This is a genomic window from Brevundimonas sp. SORGH_AS_0993, from assembly GCF_030818545.1.
In the GTDB taxonomy this organism is placed as follows: domain Bacteria; phylum Pseudomonadota; class Alphaproteobacteria; order Caulobacterales; family Caulobacteraceae; genus Brevundimonas.
Window position 1 is genome coordinate 1,786,046 of the sequence record NZ_JAUTAH010000001.1, and the last position, 19,113, is coordinate 1,805,158.

Annotated in this window: 16 protein-coding genes and 1 other RNA gene; 8 read left to right on the plus strand and 9 right to left on the minus strand. The window is 68.6% G+C overall.

All coding sequences use genetic code 11. The features are described 5' to 3' along the window. Window positions 1-75: 75 nt before the first annotated feature. The gene (nth, locus tag QE389_RS08895) at window positions 76-798 is read left to right on the plus strand and encodes an endonuclease III (RefSeq protein WP_373458304.1); all 723 of its coding nucleotides are present in this window, start codon (window positions 76-78) and stop codon (window positions 796-798) included. Window positions 799-831: 33 nt separating this feature from the next. Here the strand turns inward: nth and QE389_RS08900 are convergent, their stop codons facing one another. Further along, window positions 832-1,704 carry a RimK family alpha-L-glutamate ligase gene (locus tag QE389_RS08900; protein ID WP_307366471.1) on the minus strand — a complete coding sequence of 291 codons (873 nt, stop codon included), beginning with the start codon at window positions 1,702-1,704 and terminating at the stop codon, window positions 832-834. 92 nt (window positions 1,705-1,796) lie between these two features. Here QE389_RS08900 and QE389_RS08905 point away from each other — a divergent pair, with 92 nt between their 5' ends. Then, the gene (locus QE389_RS08905) at window positions 1,797-2,813 is read left to right on the plus strand and encodes an adenosine kinase (protein ID WP_307366473.1); all 1,017 of its coding nucleotides are present in this window, start codon (window positions 1,797-1,799) and stop codon (window positions 2,811-2,813) included. A 5-nt stretch (window positions 2,814-2,818) separates the two neighbouring features. Here QE389_RS08905 and QE389_RS08910 read toward each other — a convergent pair whose 3' ends face one another. Both QE389_RS08910 and nudC read right to left on the minus strand, forming a co-directional pair. Continuing rightward, the gene (locus QE389_RS08910; protein WP_307366475.1) at window positions 2,819-3,955 is read right to left on the minus strand and encodes a GTP-binding protein; all 1,137 of its coding nucleotides are present in this window, start codon (window positions 3,953-3,955) and stop codon (window positions 2,819-2,821) included. A 41-nt stretch (window positions 3,956-3,996) separates the two neighbouring features. Next, entirely contained in the window at window positions 3,997-4,917 is a 921-nt protein-coding gene (gene nudC / locus QE389_RS08915; RefSeq protein WP_307366477.1) for an NAD(+) diphosphatase, read from the minus strand. Window positions 4,918-4,965: 48 nt separating this feature from the next. On the opposite strand from nudC, the gene ffs reads away from it, so the two are divergent. Next, window positions 4,966-5,059, plus strand: an RNA gene (gene ffs / locus QE389_RS08920) — signal recognition particle sRNA small type. A 141-nt stretch (window positions 5,060-5,200) separates the two neighbouring features. Beyond that, window positions 5,201-7,036 (plus strand): DNA polymerase III subunit gamma/tau, encoded by a 1,836-nt coding sequence (locus tag QE389_RS08925; RefSeq protein ID WP_307366479.1) that lies wholly within the window; start codon window positions 5,201-5,203, stop codon window positions 7,034-7,036. A 92-nt stretch (window positions 7,037-7,128) separates the two neighbouring features. Here QE389_RS08925 and QE389_RS08930 read toward each other — a convergent pair whose 3' ends face one another. Together QE389_RS08930 and QE389_RS08935 are read right to left on the minus strand one after the other, a co-directional pair. Beyond that, window positions 7,129-7,683 carry an ActR/PrrA/RegA family redox response regulator transcription factor gene (locus tag QE389_RS08930; protein WP_307366480.1) on the minus strand — a complete coding sequence of 185 codons (555 nt, stop codon included), beginning with the start codon at window positions 7,681-7,683 and terminating at the stop codon, window positions 7,129-7,131. An 86-nt stretch (window positions 7,684-7,769) separates the two neighbouring features. After that, entirely contained in the window at window positions 7,770-9,248 is a 1,479-nt protein-coding gene (locus QE389_RS08935) for an ActS/PrrB/RegB family redox-sensitive histidine kinase (protein ID WP_307366483.1), read from the minus strand. 44 nt (window positions 9,249-9,292) lie between these two features. Between QE389_RS08935 and QE389_RS08940 the strand changes: the two genes are divergently transcribed. The 3 genes from QE389_RS08940 (at window position 9,293) to QE389_RS08950 (ending at window position 12,044) form a co-directional block, all read left to right on the plus strand. Next, a complete protein-coding gene (locus QE389_RS08940; protein ID WP_307366485.1) occupies window positions 9,293-9,916 on the plus strand; it encodes an SCO family protein in 624 nt (207 codons plus the stop codon). A 147-nt stretch (window positions 9,917-10,063) separates the two neighbouring features. Further along, window positions 10,064-11,344 (plus strand): polyhydroxyalkanoate depolymerase, encoded by a 1,281-nt coding sequence (locus tag QE389_RS08945; RefSeq protein ID WP_307366487.1) that lies wholly within the window; start codon window positions 10,064-10,066, stop codon window positions 11,342-11,344. Further along, window positions 11,310-12,044, plus strand: coding sequence for a M48 family metallopeptidase (locus QE389_RS08950; RefSeq protein ID WP_307366488.1), 735 nt, complete (start codon window positions 11,310-11,312; stop codon window positions 12,042-12,044). The genes QE389_RS08945 and QE389_RS08950 overlap by 35 nt, the downstream gene beginning before the upstream one ends. A 1-nt stretch (window position 12,045) precedes the next feature. On the opposite strand, the gene QE389_RS08955 is transcribed toward QE389_RS08950, so the two are convergent. Together QE389_RS08955 and QE389_RS08960 are read right to left on the minus strand one after the other, a co-directional pair. Next, window positions 12,046-14,142: a transglycosylase domain-containing protein gene (locus tag QE389_RS08955; protein WP_307366490.1), complete on the minus strand. Its 2,097-nt coding sequence runs from the start codon at window positions 14,140-14,142 to the stop codon at window positions 12,046-12,048. 106 nt (window positions 14,143-14,248) lie between these two features. Then, entirely contained in the window at window positions 14,249-15,220 is a 972-nt protein-coding gene (locus QE389_RS08960; protein ID WP_307366492.1) for an alpha/beta fold hydrolase, read from the minus strand. Between the two features lie 110 nt (window positions 15,221-15,330). Between QE389_RS08960 and QE389_RS08965 the strand changes: the two genes are divergently transcribed. Further along, window positions 15,331-16,473, plus strand: coding sequence for a Rieske 2Fe-2S domain-containing protein (locus QE389_RS08965; protein ID WP_373458305.1), 1,143 nt, complete (start codon window positions 15,331-15,333; stop codon window positions 16,471-16,473). Window positions 16,474-16,480: 7 nt separating this feature from the next. Here the strand turns inward: QE389_RS08965 and QE389_RS08970 are convergent, their stop codons facing one another. After that, window positions 16,481-17,536, minus strand: a complete 1,056-nt coding sequence (locus QE389_RS08970; RefSeq protein ID WP_307366493.1) for a deoxyhypusine synthase — start codon at window positions 17,534-17,536, stop codon at window positions 16,481-16,483. A 213-nt stretch (window positions 17,537-17,749) separates the two neighbouring features. Further along, window positions 17,750-19,015, minus strand: a complete 1,266-nt coding sequence (locus QE389_RS08975) for a type III PLP-dependent enzyme (RefSeq protein WP_307366495.1) — start codon at window positions 19,013-19,015, stop codon at window positions 17,750-17,752. Between the last annotated feature and the right edge of the window lie 98 nt (window positions 19,016-19,113).

Sequence of the window (19,113 nt, forward strand, 5' to 3'; positions counted from 1 at the left end):
ATCAATGACCCGCGAAAGAAAAACCGGGGCTGCGGCGCCCTTGACCCGTCCGGCCCCAGCGGCGACAGCGGGACCATGAAGCCGACCCGGCCAAAGACCGCCGCCAAACGCCCCGCCGTCATGACCGGCGCGCCGATTCCGGTGCTGCGCTGGCCGCCGGACGAGGATCGGGTGGAAGCGATCTTCGAGCGGCTGGCGCGCGTCATGCCCGAGCCGAAGACCGAGCTGAACTTCTCCAACCCCTTCACCCTGGTCGTCGCCGTCGCCCTGTCGGCCCAGGCCACGGATGTGTCGGTCAACAAGGCGACCGACCGTCTGTTTCCGGTCGCCGACACGCCGGCGAAGATGCTGGCCCTGGGGGAAGAGGGGCTGATCCCCTACATCGCCTCCATCGGCCTGTACCGGGGCAAGGCCCGCAACGTCATAGCCCTGAGCCGCATCGTGCTGGAACAGCATGGGGGCCAGGTTCCGCTGAACCGCGCCGACCTGCAGGCCCTGCCGGGCGTGGGGCGCAAGACCGCGTCGGTCGTGCTGAACGAACTGGGGATCGAGGCGGCCATCGCGGTGGACACCCACGTCTTTCGCGTCTCGCACCGGCTGGGTCTGGCCAACGCCGGAACGCCCGACAAGGTCGAGGCCCAGCTGTTCAAGGTCGTGCCCGAAGAGTGGTTGCCCAAGGCCCACCACTGGCTGATCCTGCACGGCCGCTACACCTGCACGGCGAAGAAGCCCAAATGCCTGTCGTGCCTGATCGCCGACCTGTGCCCCTCGCGCGCGGGCCTGAGCGCGCTGGGCTGAGCGCGCTGGGCTGATCGCGCTGGGCGTGGCGGCCTAGAGGTTCAGGCGCGCGGCCACGGCGGCGGCGAAGCCCGCGCCGTTCGCCGGATCGTGGTCCAGATAGAAGTCGGGCTCGATCAGTTCGGCCTCCATCAGCACCCACCGCCCGGCGTCGTCGCGCGCCATGTCGATTCGGGCGTACAGCAGCGGCTCGGCGATGGCCGCCAGCACCTGCTCGGCCAGGGCCGTCGCCTCGGCGTCCGGCGTCACGGTCCGGTAAAGGCCGCCGAACTGCATCTGGATGCGGAAGTCGCCGGGCACGGGCCGCTTGTTGACCGCGTGGCTGAACCGGCCGCCGAAGAACAGCAGCGAGGTCTCGCCCTCCGTCTCGATGGATTGCAGATAGGGCTGGATCATCGCCGCCCCCTCCGGCGCGTCCGTCAGCCGCTGACCGGGGGTCAGACGCAGGGTGCGGAAGGCCCCGGCCGAGACGGTCGGCTTGACGATCAGCACCGGCGCCCCCGTCTCGGCGAAGGCGGCGTCCACCTGGTCCTGGGTGATCCGGTCGGTCCAGCGCGTCGGCGGAATCGGCACGCCCCTGTCCTCCAGCCGCGCCAGATAGGTCTTGTCGGAGTTCCAACGCAGCACCTCGGCCGGGTTGGCGACCGGCAGGCCGGCATGGCTCCAGGTCTCGCAGGCCGTCAGCCAGCGGCCGTGATCGCGGTGATAGCCCCAGGCGATGACCGGCAGGATCAGATCGTAGGCTCCAAGCCCCGAGGCGTCGTCGACATGATCGGTCCAGGCGGTGGCCGTGACCGTTGGCCCCGTTCCCTCCAGCGTCGCCTTCAGGCGCGCCAGCACCTCGGGCCAGCGGCCGATGTAGGATTTGTCGGCGGGGTCGGGGGTCAGGACGGCGATCTGGGTCATGCGCCCTGCCTATCGCACCACGCCGACACATATAAGGGCTTCCTTATAGGTTTTCGGGTGACGCGCCGGTCTGCAACCGCTAAGGCGCGCCCATGACCCAGAACACCGCCCAATACGACGTCTGCGCCGTCGGCAACGCCATCGTCGATGTCCTCAGCCCCTGCGACGCCGCCTTCCTGACGGCCCAGGACCTGGCGCCCAACTCCATGCAGCTGGTCGACGCCGAACGCAGCGCCGCCCTGTACGACGCCATGGCGCCGGGGGTGGAGGCGTCGGGCGGCTCGGCCGGCAACACCGTGGCGGGCGTCGGTTCGTTCGGCGGGCGCGCGGCCTATATCGGCAAGGTGGCGGACGATACGCTGGGCCAGGTGTTCACCCATGACATCCGCGCGGCGGGCGTGCATTTCGACACCCCGGTCCTGACCGGCGGCGCGGACCAGGGCTTCGGCACCGGCCGCTGCCTGATCAATGTCCTGCCCGACGGCGCGCGCACCATGGCGACCTTCCTGGGCGCCGCGAACCAGCTTTACGCCGACGACATCGACCAGGGCCTGATCGGCGACAGCCGGATCGTCTATCTGGAGGGCTATCTGTTCGACCCGGCGCCGGCCCGCGCCGCCTTCGAACGCGCCGCCGCCGCAGCGCACCAGGCCGGGCGCAAGGTCGCCATCACCCTGTCGGACACCTTTGTCGTCACCCGCTGGCGCGCCGAACTGCTGGACTTCATCACCCAGTCCGCCGACATCGTCCTGGCCAACGAAGCCGAACTGGGCGCCCTGTTCGAGACGGACGACTTCGACGCCGCCGCCGCCAGACTGGCCGCCCTCGTCGATATCGCGGCGGTCACGCGCGGCGAGCAGGGGTCAGTCGTGATCCAGGGTCAGGACCGCGTCGTCGTCGCGGCCTTCCCGGTCGACAAGGTGATCGACACCACCGGCGCCGGCGATCAGTACGCCGCCGGCTTCCTTCTGGGCCTGGCGCGCGGCCTGACGCTGGAAGAGGCCGGCAAGCTGGGCTCGCTGGCCGCCAGCGAGGTCATCGCCCACTGGGGCCCCCGCCCCATGGTCAAGCTGGCCGATCTGGCCGGCCAGGCCGGCCTGAAGCTTTAAGTTTTTCAGGCCGCGCAGGCTTCGAAACCGCGACGCAGTTCGGCCTCGTCCAGATCGCGGCCGATGAAGACGGCGCGGCTCCAGCGGCGTTCGGCGACGCCCCACTCGCGTTGCAGGTCGCCTTCCAGAATCATGTGCACCGCCTGGAAGACTAGGCGGCGATCCTCGCCCTTGACGTCGATGATGCCCTTGGCGCGCAGGATGTTCTGGCCCTGCTCGCCCAGCAGCCGATCCAGCCAGGCGGTGAACTTCGTCCCGTCCAGAGGGCGGTCCAGCGACAGGGAAATCCCCCTGATGTCGTCCTGGTGGGCGTGGCCGCGAGCCCCATGATGATGATCGTGGTCGTGATGCGTGTGGTCATGGTCGTGGTGGTCGTGGCCATGATCGTGACCGCAGTGATCGTCATGCACATGGCCGTTGGCGCCGTGCGGCGGGTTCACCCAGTCCGGCCTGACCTCCAGAATCCGGTCCAGATCGAAGGCGCCCAGGCCCAGCACCTGATCCAGCGGCACGTTCGACCGCTGGGCCCGCACGATGGGGGCCAGGGGGTTCAGGCCGCGCAGGCGGGCCTCCACGGCGTCCAGCTCTTCCGGCGTCGCCAGGTCCACCTTGTTCAGGATGATTCGGTCGGCGAAGGCCACCTGCTCGCGCGCCTCCTTCGAATCGTCCAGACGGGCCATGACGTGTTTGGCGTCGACCAGGGCGGTGACGCTGTCCAACTGGGTCTTGGCCTTGACGTCCTCGTCCACGAAGAAGGTCTGGGCCACCGGGCCGGGGTCGGCGAGCCCCGTCGTCTCCACGATGATGGCGTCGAAGGCGGGCTTTCCGGGGCGCTGGCGCTTCATCAGGCCGGCCACGACGCGGATCAGGTCGCCGCGCACCGTGCAGCAGACGCAGCCGTTGTTCATTTCGAACACATCCTCGTCGGCGCCGACCACCAGGTCGTTGTCGATGCCGATCTCGCCGAACTCGTTGACGATGACGGCGTACCGTTTGCCGTGGTCCTCGGTGAGGATGCGGTTCAACAGGGTCGTCTTGCCCGCGCCGAGATAGCCGGTGAGGACGGTGACGGGAATCTTGCCCCCCGTGTTACCGGAAGCGGCGGCGGTCGAGGCGGTGGCGGCGGAGAGGGTGTCGGTCATGGCCGCTAGATGGCGGCTGCACCTCCGCTTGGGAAGGGGCTTCAGCCCGCCTCGGCCCAGGCCTTGATCAGATTGTGCGCGATGGCGAAGGGCGGCGGGGCCTGAATGGTCGTATGGTCGCCCGCGATCACGGCCCTGGCCTCGGCCCGCGTCAGCCAGGCGACGGCCTCCAGCTCGGTCTGGTCCGGCCGGGCCTGATCGTCCGACACCTGGGCGATCAGGCCGATCATCAGCTGCGACGGGAAGGGCCAAGGCTGGCTGGAGTGATAGACGGTCGACACCACGGTCAGGCCGGCCTCTTCCTTGACCTCGCGCGCGCAGGCCTCCTCGATCGTCTCGCCCGGCTCCAGAAAGCCGGCCAGGGCCGACATCCGGCCGGCGGGCCAGGCGGCCTGTCGCCCCACAAGGCAAACCGGCTCGGTCCCGCCCTCATAGACCGGCAGCATGATGGTGACGGGATCGACGCGGGGGAAATGTTCGGCGCCGCAGGCCGGGCAGACCCGCTTCCAGCCGCCCGACGCCGTCTGGGTCAGGCCGCCGCAGTTGGCGCAGAAGCCGTGACGCCGCCGCCAGTCGAACAGGCTCTTGGCCCCGCCCGCCATGGCCGCGTCGCCGGCCGGCAGGACCGCCGCCGCCGCCCGCATCTCGTGAAAGACGCCCAGGCCCCGCACCGGCCCCTCGGCCGGGTCGAGGGAGCCTTCGAACTCGACGGCGAAGGCCGGCTCGTCCTTCCAGAGCCCCATGAACAGCGCGCGGTCGCGCACCAGGTCGCGCGCGTGGGGCATCGACACCCAGGCCAGACGCGGCCCGTCCGGCCCCTCCTCGATCAGCGGGCGGCCTTCCCACAGGATCATGGCCTGGGCGTAGGGCTTGGCGGCCTGTTCGGCGATCCAGTCCGGGTCGTTGCGCAGGTCCCCGGCCCGATCGAGCGGATTGCCGGCGAAGGTGTTCTGAAAGGCCATGCGACCTTGTAGCTCTTGATTCCGTCGGCCGCACCCGTCATATCCCCGCTCGGAGATCGCGGGCGAAGGCTTCGCCAACCTGGTCAGGGCCGGAAGGCAGCAGCCACAACGAATTCCCCTTCGGGTCGCGGTCTCTACCTCTCCTTCTTTTTTGCGCTATCGCTCGCCGCGCGGCGGCTCACTGCTTGAGCGCTTTTGGACGCGCCCATTCCTTCTCCGCCGAGGGGAGAAGGAAGATTGAATCGCTTCTTCCCGCTCCTGACCCGCTGTAAGACTTTCTCCCATGACGGACAGCGACACGAATCTCGACGGCCCGCCCTGGGAAGAGGACGACGTCGTCGAACGCGACGAGAACACCGACGACATGTTCGGCGCGCCATCTCCTGGGCCCGAACCCGTGGCTGCGCCTGTCGCCGTCAAATCCGAACCCGTCGAGGCGGAGCCCCGGGCCGAAGACGCCGCCTATCAGGTGCTGGCGCGCAAATACCGGCCGCGCACCTTCGAGGACCTGATCGGGCAGGAGGCGATGGTCAGGACGCTGACCAACGCCTTCGCCACGGGCCGGATCGCCCACGCCTTCATGCTGACCGGGGTGCGCGGCGTCGGCAAGACGACCACCGCCCGCCTGTTGGCCCGCGCCCTGAACAACGAGACGGACGCCATCGACAAGCCGTCCCTGGCTCTGACCGCCCATGGCCGGCACGACGCGGCCATCATGGCCGGTCAGCACATGGACGTGATGGAGATGGACGCGGCGTCGCACACCGGCGTCAACGACATCCGCGACATCCTGGAAAGCGTCCGTTATGCGCCGGTCGAGGCGCGCTACAAGGTCTATGTGCTGGACGAGGTCCACATGCTGTCGACGCAGGCGTTCAACGCCCTGCTGAAGACGCTGGAGGAGCCGCCGCCCCACGCCAAATTCATCTTCGCCACCACCGAGATCCGCAAGGTGCCGGTGACGATCCTGAGCCGGTGCCAGCGGTTCGACCTGCGCCGGGTCGAGCCGGAAATCCTGGTCGAACACCTGGGCCGGATCGCCGACCGCGAAGGCATGAAGATCGAGGCCGACGCCCTGGCCCTGATCTCCCGCGCCGCCGAGGGGTCGGTGCGCGACGGCCTGTCGTTGCTGGACCAGGCCCTGGTCCAGGCCGAGCGGGGTCAGACGGTCATGACCGAGACGGTGCGCGACATGCTGGGCCTGGCCGACCGGACCCAGACCATCGCCCTGTTCGAAAGCGTCATGGCCGGCCGCACGCCCGAGGCGCTGGAAAACTTCCGCACCCTGTACGGCTTTGGCGCCGATCCGGTGCAGGTGACGAACGATCTGTTGGAACATTGCCACGCGGCTTCGGTGGCCAAGATGCTGGGGCCGAACGCGACGCGCCTGCCCAACGATCAGGCCCAGAAGCTGGCGGCCCTGGGCGCGGCCATTCCCGCCGCCACCCTGTCGCGCACCTGGCAGATGCTGCTGAAGGCGCTGGACGAGGTGCGGCGCGCGCCCAATCCGGCCGACGCGGTGGAAATGGCCCTGGTCCGTCTGGCCTACGCCGCCGACCTGCCGGGACCGGAGGAGGCGCTGAAACGGCTGCAGTCCGGCGAACCGATCGGCGGCGGCGCGGGTCCGCGCGGCGGCGGCATGGGCGGGGGCGGGGGCGCCTCGGCCCAGTTGGCGGCCCGGCCCGTCGCGGCCCCCGCCCTGCCCGACCCCCAGAGCTTCGAACAGGTCGTCGCCCTGATCGGTCAGAAGCGCGAAGTCGGGCTGCAGATGGATGTGGAGCGGTTCGTCAAACCCGTCTCCTTCAAGCCCGGCGCCATCGTCTATGAAAGCGTCGAGGGCGCGCCCGTCGATCTGGCGCGGCGTCTGTCGGGCCGGTTGAAGGAATGGACCGGCCGCACCTGGCTGATCGCCGCCAACGGCCAGGGCGGCGGCGAAACCCTGATCGAACAGCAGAAGAAGGCCCGCGCCGCCGAACGCGAACAGGTCGAGGCCGACCCCTTCATCAAGGCGGTGCTGCTGGCCTTCCCCGGCGCCAAGCTGGGCGAGATCAAGACCATCGCCCCCACCGTCGTCACGCCGGAGATTCCCGACAGCGTCGAGGACGACGACGAGGATTAGATCGGCCGGCGCCGTCATCCCGAGGCTGAGCGAAGCCGAAGAGCCCTTAAACGACGGGCCGGGCGATCGCTCAGCCGTATGGCCGCGCGCCCCTACCGCGGCGCGCGTTTGGCCAGGATGCGTTGCAGGGTGCGGCGGTGCATCCCCAGGCGACGCGCGGTCTCAGAGACGTTGTGGTCGCAAAGCTCATAGACGCGCTGGATATGCTCCCAGCGGACCCGGTCGGCGCTCATCGGGTTTTCGGGCGGCTCGGGTGCGTCGCCGGTCGCCAGGAGGGCCTTGACCACGTCGTCGGCGTCGGCGGGCTTGGACAGATAATCGACCGCCCCGGCCTTGACCGCCGCCACCGCCGTGGCGATGGCGCCATAGCCGGTCAGCATGACGATGCGGGCGTCCTGGCGCTTTTCGCGCACCGCCTCGACGATCTTCAGCCCGTTGCCGTCCTCCAGCCGCATGTCCAGAACGGCGAAAGCCGGCGCCTTGTCGCGCAGAACCTGGGTCGCCTCGGCCACGGATTCGGCCGTCGTCACCTGAAAGCCGCGCGCCTCCAGCGCCCGGCCCATGCGGGTGCGCAGCGCCTGGTCGTCGTCCAGCAGCAGCAGGGACCTATCGGGCAGGGCGGCGATGCGGGCTTCTAGTTCGGGCATGGATGTCTCTCCTGCGTCTTCAGGTCGGGAACGGTAGCGTCCGCGTCAAGGCCAAGGTTCCGCCTGCGACGCTTCGACCCAACGGCTCAGCTGGCCACTTCAAGGGCCGGGCGGGCCCAGCGCACGGAGACACGGGCGCCGCGCCCCGCGCCCCTGGCCTCGGCCGAACCCTCGGCATGGGCCAGGCCCTGGCCGACGCTGACCGCGCCGCCAGTGCGTTCCAGCAGGGTCCGCGCGATGAAGAAGCCCAGGCCCATGCCGCCCTGGCTGGGGGCGATCGGCGGCTCGACCGTGGCGCGCGGCTTGGACGGACGGGCGGCCGCCGCGATCTGGGCGGCCAGGGCCTGACGCGCCTTGCCCTGGGGCCGGCTGGTCACATAGGGCTCTCCCAGGCGGGGCAGAATGTCGCCGGCGAAGCCCGGCCCGTCATCCAGGATTTCGATCACGATCCAGCCGGCGTCGACCACCGCCTGGACCCGCACGGTGGAGGCGGCGAAGTCGGCGGCGTTCTCGACCAGGGCCGACAGGCCGTGCACCACCTCGGGCATCCGGCGCACGCGCGGCGCGGGCTGGCCGGGCGGCGTCCTGACCAGGACATCGAACGCCAGGTCGAAGCCCCGGTGCGGCTCCACCACCTCTTCCAGCAGGGCCTTCAGCGCCACGTCGGCGTATAGGGCGTCGTCGCCCTCGGGCTGTTGCGACAGCTGGGCCAGTATGCCCCGACACCGTTCGGCCTGTTGCAGGATCAGGGCCGCATCCTCGGCTGCGTCGCTGTCGGGGGCGGACGCGCGCTGCAGCTCCTTGGCCACGACCTGGATCGTCGCCAACGGCGTGCCGAGCTCGTGCGCCGCCGCCGCCGCCAGACCGCCGAGCGCCGCCAGCCTCTGTTCGCGCTGCAGCACGTCCTGGGTCGTGGCCAGGGCCAGCTCCAGCTTCTCGGCGTCGGCCGCTACCCGCCAGGCGTAGACGGCGGTGAAGACCACCCCCGTCACCAGGGCCATGGCCATGCCCAGCCGATAGAGCAGCGGCAGGTGGAAATGTTCGTGCGCGCGCCACGGCAGGGGCTCGGACCAGAAGAACAGCAGGCCGACCGCCGCCAGGGCCAGAAGACCCAGAATCAGGGCGGGCCGCGCCGGCAGGCAGGCCGCCGCGATCGTCACCGGCGCCACCAGCAGCAGGCAGAAGGGGTTTTCCAGACCCCCGGTCAGGGCCAACAGTACGCCCAGCTGAAAGATGTCGAAGCCCAGGTGGATCGCCGTCTGGCGGCCGTCGGGCAGGCTGGCCTCCAGCCTGCGCACCCGCGCCATGGCCCCCACGTTCACCGCTGCGCTGAAGGCGATGACGATCAGGCAGGGCCACAGCGGCAGCGGAAAATGCAACCCTACCGACGCCGTCAGAACCGCCGCGCTCTGCCCCACGATGGTCAGCCAGCGCAGCACGATCAGGGTCCGCAGCGAGAAGCCCCGCCCCCGACGCGGCGTGTCGCGCCACCCGTCCAGCGGATCGGACGAGGGCGCGATAGGAGGCGCGGGCTGCGGCGCGATGCGGGCTTCTGTCGGGGTCACGGCCCCTCTATAGACCGCTGCAGTCCGTTTCGTGAGAGGCCGTCATGCCGCGCCGTTCCATTCTGCTTTTCGCCGGCGCCTGCATCGCCATCGCCGCCGCCCTGGCCATCGTCACCGTGGTCGTCGTCAACGGGCGTGATCGCGCGGCGTCGGGGCCCCAGGTCGCCGCCTCGGGCCAGCCCCTGATCGGCGGGAACTTCGATCTGGTGAACCAGGACGGTCGCCCGGTCGATCAGACGATCCTGAACGGCAAATGGAGCCTGGTCTTCTTCGGCTTCACCTACTGCCCCGAATTCTGCCCGACCACCCTGGCCGAACTGGCCGCCGTGCAGCAACGGCTGGGCGACAAGGCCAAGGATCTGCAGATCGTCTTCGTCACCGTGGACCCCCAGCGCGACACGCCCCGGCAGTTGAAGGACTATCTGTCCTCCGACGGGTTTCCCAAGGGGACCATCGGCCTGACCGGCACGCCGGACCAGGTGGCGACCGCGGCCAAAGCCTATCGCGCCTTCTACGAAAAGGTCGGCGAAGGCGAGACCTATACGATGAACCACGGCCTGACCGTCTATCTGATGGGACCGGACGGCCGGTTCCGCACGGCCGTCGCCTATGGCCTGGGGCCCGACAAGTCGACCAGGATCGTCGAGGACGCCATGGCGCGGGGGTAGAAGCCCCCGCCCTTCATCCTCAAGGCGCGAGGCCCCGGATGACGGGCGTTGAGCGGGAAGCCTCTTGCACCCGCTCATAAATCCTTTTGCAGGGCGGCGCGTTCTATGTTGCCCTGCGCAAACGGCGTTCAGCCGCCACGGATCGTCATGCTCTACGCCTTTCACGAACTCGCCTATCAGTCGGCCCTGCCGTTCCGGATCGGCGCCCAGATGGCCCGCCAGTTCTGGACTTCGCCGCTCAACCCCGCCTCCGACACCGCCATCGGCCGCACGGCCTACGCCTCGGCCGAATTGTTCGAGAGCGTCACCCGCCGCTACGGCAAGCCGGCCTGGAAGCTTGAGACCATCGACATCGGCGGCAAGCCCGTGCGCACCACCGAACAGGTGATCTGGCAGAGCCCATGGTGCCGCCTGGTCCGCTTCGCCCGCAACATCGGCGACCTGAAGCGCGCCAAAAAGCCCGCCTCCGGCCCGGCCGTCCTGATCGTCGCGCCCCTGTCGGGCCACTACGCCACCCTGCTGCGGGGCACGGTCGAGGCATTCCTTCAGGACCACGACGTCTATGTCACCGACTGGGTCAACGCCCGACAGGTTCCGATGCTCGAAGGCCGGTTCGACTTCTTCGACTATATCGACCACGTCCGTCTGATGCTGGCCGAGATCGGCGGTCGCGCCCATGTCGTCGGCGTCTGCCAGCCCGGCCCGCCCGTTCTGGCCGCAGGCGCGGTGATGGCCGAGGACGGCGACGAGAACCGGCCGCTGTCCATGACCTTCATGGGTTCGCCGATCGACGCGCGCCTGTCGCCGACCGTCACCAATCAGCTGGCCGAGGAAAAGCCCTTCACCTGGTTCAGGTCGAACATGATCCACACCGTGCCCCTGCCCTATGCGGGGTTCGGGCGGCGCGTCTATCCGGGCTTCGTCCAGCTCTACAGCTTCATGTCGATGAACGAGGCGCGTCACCGCGACGCCCACTGGGACTATTTCAACAGCCTGATCGACGGCGACGGCGATGGGGTCGAGAAGCACGAGGAATTCTACGACGAATATCTGTCCGTGCTGGACCTGACCGAGGAGTTCTACCTCCAGACCATCGACATCGTCTTCCAGCAGCATCTGCTGGCGCGCGGCCTGTTGGAACATCGCGGACGCAAGGTCGATCTGACCCAGATCACCGACATCGGCCTGATGACGGTCGAGGGCGAGAAGGACGACATCTCCGGCGTCGGCCAGACCCAGGCCGCGCACGGCCTGTGCCCCAATATTCCCGAGGATCGCCGCGTCCTCTACGTCCAGCCGGGCGTGGGCCACTACGGCGTGTTCAACGGCCGTCGCTTCCGTGACGAAATCTATCCCCGCGTCCGCGATTTCATCGCCCAGAACGAGGCAGTCGGTGGCGTACCGCAACGGTCAGCGGCTGCCGCTTGACGAAAGCGGGGCCGGCGGGGACGAACGTTCCGGCCCGACCCTGAGACTGTCGGTCAATCCCCGCGCCCGCCGCCTGTCGGTGCGGATCGATGCGCGCGCCGGCGAGGCCGTGGTCATCGCCCCGACCGAGCGCGGCCTGACCCAGGCCGTCGCCTTCGCCCGATCCAAGGCCGTCTGGATCAGCGAACGGCTTGCCGTCCGCCCCAGGAGCCGCCCGCTGGAGCCAGGCCAGGTCATCTCCCTGCGCGGTCGGCCTGTACGGCTGGAGGCCGCGCCCGGCGCCGGCGCCGCCCGCCTGGTCGAGGAGGGAACCGTCATCCGCTCGGGCGGCGAGGGCGAGGCCTATGCCCGTCGGGTCGAGAACCTGTTGAAGCGCGAGGCGCGCGATACCCTGCTGGAACGCACCGACCACCATCTGCGCACCCTGGGCCAGGGTCCGGTGAAAATGGGCATCGCCGACACCCGGTCGCGCTGGGGCTCGTGCAGCCCACACAACCGCACCATCCGCTATTCGTGGCGCGTCATCATGGCCCCGCCCCCGGTCATCGACTACCTCGCCGCCCACGAGGTCGCCCATCTGGTCCACGCCGACCACAGCCCGGCCTATTGGGCCGTGGTCGAGCGTTTAATCGGGGATCACAGACCCTGCCGCAAATGGCTGCGCGACCACGGCGGCGCGCTTCACGCCGTGGGGCGGTAGATCAGAAGAACAGGGCTTCCGGCTTCTTCTCGGGCGCGGCGCGGGTTTCGGGGGGCTGGCCAGGCTGGGGCGAGGTCGGGCGGACGACCGGCTGTTTGAGGCCGCCGGACGGCGCCAGGGTCTTGGGCGGAGACGGGGGGTTCTCCTCCACATAGGGTTCGCCCAGTTCGGGATCGACCGGCTCGGCCGGCTGGCCGTTCTGGTCCAGGCCGGCGATCAGGTCGCCGACCGGATCGGGCGCCACCCAGCCTTCGGGCATGGGCGGGCCGTTGGGGATCGACGGCGCGTCCAGACGCGGCAGGGCCGCCGACATGAAGCCGCGCCAGATGGCGGCGGGCGAAGAGCCGCCCGTCACGCCGCGCATGGCGGTGTTGTCGTCCTTGCCCACCCAGACGGCGGTGACGAAACCACCCGTGTAGCCGACGAACCAGGCGTCCTTGTAGTCCGAGGTCGTGCCGGTCTTGCCCGCCAGGTCGCGGCCGGGAATGGCGGCCGAACGGCCCGAACCGCCCGTCACCACGCCGCGCAGCATCTGGTTCATGTAGTAGAGCGGCGGATTGTTGATGGCCTGGCCGATCTGGCCCGATTGGCGTTGATAGATGACCCGGCCCTGGGGCGTGCGGATGCGGCTGATGCCATAGGCCTGAACCCGCTTTCCGCCATTGGCGAAGGCGTCGTAGGCGGTCGCCATCTCAAGGGGGGACACCTCGACAGCGCCCAGGGCCATGGACGGCGCCAGTCCGATGGGGCTTTCGACGCCCAGACGACGCGCGGTGCGGGCCACATTGTCGCGTCCGACCTGGTCGGCGACCTGGGCCGCAACCGTATTGATCGACTGAGCCACGGCCTGGGCCATGGTCATTGGCCCGCTGAAAGTCCCGGAATAGTTCTTGGGCGACCAGGCGCCGATGGTGATCGGCTGATCGACCACCGGGCTCTGCGGCGTATAGCCGGCCTCCATCGCCGTCAGATAGACGAAGGGCTTCCAGGACGACCCCGCCTGACGCCGCGCATCCACGGCGCGGTTGAACTGGCTGTCGGCGTAGGAGGCGCCGCCAATCATGGCCCGGACGCGGCCGTCGCCGTCCAGGGCGACCAGGGCCGCCTGCTGCACGCCCCTGCCGCCGTCGCGGTCCAGAATGCGGCTGACGGCGCGCTCGGCGTCCGTCTGCAACGTCAGGTCCAGGGTGGTCTCCACTACCAGATCCTCGGTCGGTTCGCCGACCAGGCCGCGGATCGACTTGTCCAGCCAGTCGATGAAATACTGGGCGTGCTGGCTGGCCAGGGTGCGTGAGACGATGATGGGCTGGGTCACGGCCTGTTCGCGCTGGGCGGCGGTGATGACCCCCGCCTCTTCCATCTCGTTCAGGACGACGGTGGCGCGGGCGGCGGCGCGTTCGCTTTCGGACACCGGCGAGTAGCGCGACGGCGCTTTCAGCAGACCCGCCAGCAGGGCCGCCTCTCCGACCGTCAGGTTCTTGGCCGGCTTGTCGAAATAGCGTTGCGAGGCCGCCTCGATCCCATAGGCGCCGGCGCCGAAATAGACCCGGTTCAGATAGAGGGCCAGAATCTCCTTCTTGGAGAATTTCATCTCCAGCCAGACGGCCAGCATCAGCTCCTGCACCTTGCGGCGCAGGTTCTGGTCGGGCGTCAGGAACAGGTTCTTGGCCAGTTGCTGCGTCAGGGTCGAACCGCCCTGCACCACCCGCCCGGCGCGCAGATTGGTCGCCATGGCCCGCGCCATGCCGATCGGGTCGAAACCGGGATGCTTGTAGAAGCGCCGGTCCTCGATGGCGATGAAGGCGGCCGGCACATAGTCGGGCAGGCTGTCCAGATCGGCGGGCGGCGCCATCTGGGTGCCGCGCGTGGCGATCAGGGCGCCGTTCCGATCCAGATAGGTGATCGAGGGCTGGCGATCGACCTTGTACAGGCTGGAGGTGTCGGGCAGGCCGCGCGCGAACACCGCGAAGAAGACGACCAGGAAGATCAGGCCCCAGACCGCCAGGACCGCGCTCCAGTAGAACAGCCGCTTCCACAACGGCCGACGCGGCCTGGCGTCGCCCTGCTGCTGTCCGCCCCCGTAACCTGGACCCGCCATGTCTATCCTCAGATGCCGCGCACAGGCGGGTTGTCGCTTCGACCCTGTCTATCCGGATTGAAGCGCCGTCGAAACGGTCCCGCCGCCTTCACGCGAACGTGAGGGGTTATTTCGCCGAAAGAAAGGCGTCCAGGTCGGCGTAGAAGACCTGGGGCTGGTCCAGCATGATGAAGTGGGCGCTGTCGTCGATCCGCTTCAGGGTCACGCCCGGCAGGGAGGCGTAGCTGCCGCGGAAAATCTGATCCGTGATCTCCGGCGTCACGCGGGGATCGTTGAACTTGACGTAAAGCACCTCGGTCGGAGCGGTGATCCGGGCCAGTTCAGGTCGCATGTCGGTGACGATCAGTTCGCGGAAAGCGGCGGCCGAGACCTTCTGGTCGCTGGTGCGGCTATCCTCCAGCGGGCCGGCGCGCAGGCTCTCGGTCTTGATCATGCCGTTGAGCGACGTCGTCGCGTGCTGATCGTAGTCGGCGCGCGGAACGTCCGCCATGCTGGCATAGACCTGGTCCGCCATGGTCGCGATCGCCGCGTTGGAAGCGCCCGGCGCGGCGAACACGGCCCCCATGAAGGGGATCATGTCCACGACCATCAGCTTGCCGACTGCGTCGGGATGGCGGGCGGCCAGCATCAGGCCGATGGTGCCGCCCATCGAATGGCCGACGACGACGGGCTTGGTCAGTCCCTGCTCGCGGATATAGCGGGCGATCTCCTCCGCGACCGGGGCGGCGACGGGGCTGGGCGTCGCGCCCTGGGCGTTGCCCTCGGCGGGGGCGCCGGCGAAGCCCTGGATGTGGATGCGATGGACCCGCCATCCGGCGCCCAGATGATCGACCGTCCCCCGCCAGACTTCCGGCGAGGAGCTGAGGCCCGGGATCAGGATGATGTCGCGCCCGCCCTCGGCGCCGTCGACGCGCACATGGATGCGGTCGGACTGGAAGTTCGCATGCTGATGGCCGTGGGCGTGGCCGGCCTCGGCGTGGCTTCCATGACCGTCCTGGGCCAAGGCGGTCGGTGCGGCGAACAGGAGGGCGGCGACCGCTGCGGCGGCGGTGGTGCGGATCAGGATTGTGGCGGTCATGGCGAAACTCCCCGTTTGGTCGTCGGCTTATGGCGCTCACACTTTGAGATGTAAGGCACTTTTATCAGTCAGACGGGACAGACGCCGCGCCCCTCTGTTAGACAGGCGCCATGAAGCCCGACGCACCCGCCGCCGTCCAGCCGTCTCAGGCGGAATTCACCCCTGCCCCGATGCCCGGCAAGGCGGGCGCCCAGCCGTTCGGCAAGGGCTTCGTGACCGACGCCTGGTATTTCGTCGCCCAGGGCCGCGACATCGCGCCCGCCAGTCTGAAACGCCACGAGATCATGGGCGAGCCGGTGCTGATCGGGCGCACACGGGCGGGCCAGGTCTATGCGATGCGCGACATCTGCCCCCACCGCGCCGCGCCCCTGTCGGCCGGGCGGCTGGTCCAGAAGCCCGGCGAAGGCGAGACGGTCGAATGCCCCTATCACGGCTGGCGCTTCCGGCCCGACGGAGTCTGCGCCGCCATCCCCTCCCTGGTCGAGGATCAGGCGTTCGAGGCGGACCGCATCAGGGTGCGGTCCTATCCGGTGCGTGAAAGCCAGGGCCTGGTCTTCGTTTGGATGGCGGCGGACGCCCGCAATCCGTCCGAACCGGATCATGAGCCGCCCGTCTTCCCCGGCGTCGTCGGCGGAGAGGCCAGGCTGGTCGAGGCGATGGATTTCGACAGCCATATCGACCATGCGGTCGTCGGCCTGATGGACCCGGCCCACGGCCCCTATGTGCATCAGCAATGGTGGTGGCGATCCGAGCATTCGATGCACGAGAAGGCCAAGGCCTTCGCCCCGACCGAGTTCGGCTGGGCCATGGTGCGCCACGCCCCCTCGTCCAACAGCCGCCTCTACAAGATCCTGGGCGGCGCCCCCGCGACCGAGATCACCTTCCGGCTGCCCGGCTTTCGCTGGGAGCATATCCAGGTCGGGGAAAAACAGGTCCTGGCCCTGACCTGCCTGACCCCGATCACCGAGACCAGGACCCGAATCACCCAGATCTTCTGGTCCGACCACTGGGTGTTCGACATCGCCAAGCCCTTCCTGCGGATGGGCGTGGTCGCCTTCCTGAAACAGGACGGCGGCATGGTGAACCTGCAGAACGAGGGCCTGCGCTACGACCCGGCCCTGATCTGGATCGACGACGCCGACCGCCAGGCCAAATGGTATCAGCAGCTGAAGCGCGAATGGGGCAGGAGCCGCGCCGAGGGGCGGCCCTTCGTCAACCCGATCGCGCCCGTCACCCTGCGCTGGAAGAGCTGACGGCCGCTCAGGCCCTTTCGAACAGCTTTTGCCAGCGACGGGGCGTGCGGGTCTTCCAGGCGCCGCGATGATAGGCGTCGGAGCCGATCAGGGGCACCACCGTCGTCGCCTCGGCGAAGACCATCTGTTCGTGGGTGGTCTGAACCTTGCCCCACGACGCCGCCTCTTTCAGCGTGGACGACGAGCAGGCGCCGTCGCGCACGTCGGCGACCGTGATCTGGACGGCATAGCGGTGCATCTCGGCCTCGACCCCCAGGATTTCGGCGCAGACGACGGTGTCCTGGGCGAAATTCTTGGGCACGCCGCCGCCGACCATGAACAGGCCGGTGACGCCCGCCGCGATCTTGATGTCGGTCAGTTCGCGGAAGTCGGCGATGGCGTCCAGCATCAGATACGGCTGGCCGGCGGCGGCGCGTTCCTTCTGATGCTTGACCAGGCCGAAACCGGCGGACGAATCGACGAAGGCCGGGCAGAAGATCGGCACGCCCTGTTCATAGGCGGTCTGGATCAGGCTGCCGGGTTTCTTGGCGTTGCCTTCGGACAGCCACCGGCCCATCTCCCAGATGAACTCGCGGCTGGAATAGCCGCGCGGCTCCAGCCGATTGGCGATCTCCAGGATGGTGTGGTCGCAGGCCTGAAGCTCTTCCTCGTCGATATAGGTGTCGTAGATCCGGTCGACGTAGTTGTCGCGCAGGACGTTGTCGTCCACCTCGCCGGCCGCCTGATAGTGCCGGAAGCCCAGGGCCTCGAAGAAATCCATGTCGACGATGGAGGCGCCGGTGGCGACCACCGCGTCGATCATGCCGAACTTCACCATGTCGCGGTAAACGTGCATGCAGCCGCCGGCCGAGGTCGAACCGGCCAGGATCAGCCAGGGCGAGCAGTCCGCATCCTCGATCGCCATCGAAAAGATGTCGGCGGCGCGTGCGGTGTCGCGCGACGAGAAGGACATCTTGCGCATCGAGTCGATGATGGGGCGGGCGTCGAACGACGTGATGTCCACGTGCTCGACCACGTCCTGCAGCAGCTGGGCCTTGGTGTTCGATTGAACGGGAGCGTTCATTTCGGCGGTTTCCCTGTGATTTGAGCGCCCGTCGAACAAGCAGACGTGCCGGGACGGAGCGACCGACAGGACCGATAGACTCCCAACCGTAAGCCGTCACCCTCGGACTTGATCCGAGGGCCGGATGCGCCGCCGCACGACTTCCGAAAGAGAAGACGCGGACGGCCCGACCCTCGGGTCGAGCCCGAGGATGACGGATAGGTTTGAAGCGACCTACTTCCGGCGCGACTTGCGCTGGCCGGCCTTACCCTTGGGACGTGACAGGCGCACGACCTTGCGGGCGTTCTCTTCCGCCGTGGTGCGCACGGTCGGGATGGAGCGCGGCGCCAGGCCGTAGAGCGAGGCCATCGGGGCGTCCTCGACCGCGGCGATGTCATGTTCGCCATAGCCGTTGAAGCCGGTCGACATGGCCACGCCGTAAGCGCCCAGCATGCCGATCTCGATGAAGTCGCCTTCGCGGATGTCGGCCGGCAGCCAGAACGGTCCCGGCATATGGTCGATGGAATCGCAGGTCGGACCATAGAACTGGAACGCCTTCAGCTCGCCCGAGCTGTCACCGTCCCGGACCAGCTTGGTCGGGAAGGGCCAGCGCGAGTGGGTCGCGTCGAACAACGAGCCGTAGGAGCCGTCGTTCAGATAAAGGGCGTCGCCCTTGCGCAGGTCCACGCGGGCCAGGATCGACGAGGATTCGGCGACCAGCGCCCGGCCGGGCTCGCACCACAGCTCGGTCGTTTCCGACACCGGCATCTCGTTGAAGCCGCGGTGGATGGCGTCGGCGTATTCGCTCATGTCCGGCGGGACCATGCCCGGATAGACCGAGGGGAAGCCGCCGCCGACATCGACGATGTCCACGATCACGCCCGCACGGCTGATCGACCGGCCGACCTGGGCCATGGCGGCCTGATAGGCGGTGGGGCGCATGCATTGCGAACCGACATGGAACGACACGCCCATCAAGCCATCCTTGACCGCCTGACGGGTCGCCAGCAGCAGGGCCGGCGCCTGATCGGTCGAGACGCCGAACTTGCCCGACAGCGTATAGGCCGCGCCGTCCGCCGACACGGCCATGCGCACGACCAGGTTCAGGTCGTCCGCGCCGCCGGTGGCGTCGAGGATCTTGTTCAGCTCGTCCACGCAGTCCAGCGAGAAGGTGCGGACGCCGTGGTCGAAATAGGCCCTGGTGATGGCCGACCGGCTCTTGACCGGATGCATGAAGGCCAGGCGCGCGTCGGCGCTGACCGAACGCACCAGTTCGATCTCGGCGATGGAGGCCACGTCGAAGCTGCGGACGCCCGCCGCGATCAGGGTTTCGATGACCCAACGCGAAGGGTTCGCCTTCACCGCATAGAAGACGTCGGCTTTCAGATTATCCTGGAACCAGCGCGCCGCTACGGAAACCGAGCGCGGCCGCACGAGTGCGACGGGACGCTCAGGAGGCCGCTCACGGACCAGGTCCAGGGGAAGCTGGTACGTGCGCAATTCACGTAACCCCCTGTTAATTGTTAACCCAGACCGGCGTTAGCAGCGCGTAACGGTTAGACCTACGGGGTCCGCCGGAAGACGCGATATGGGGGTCC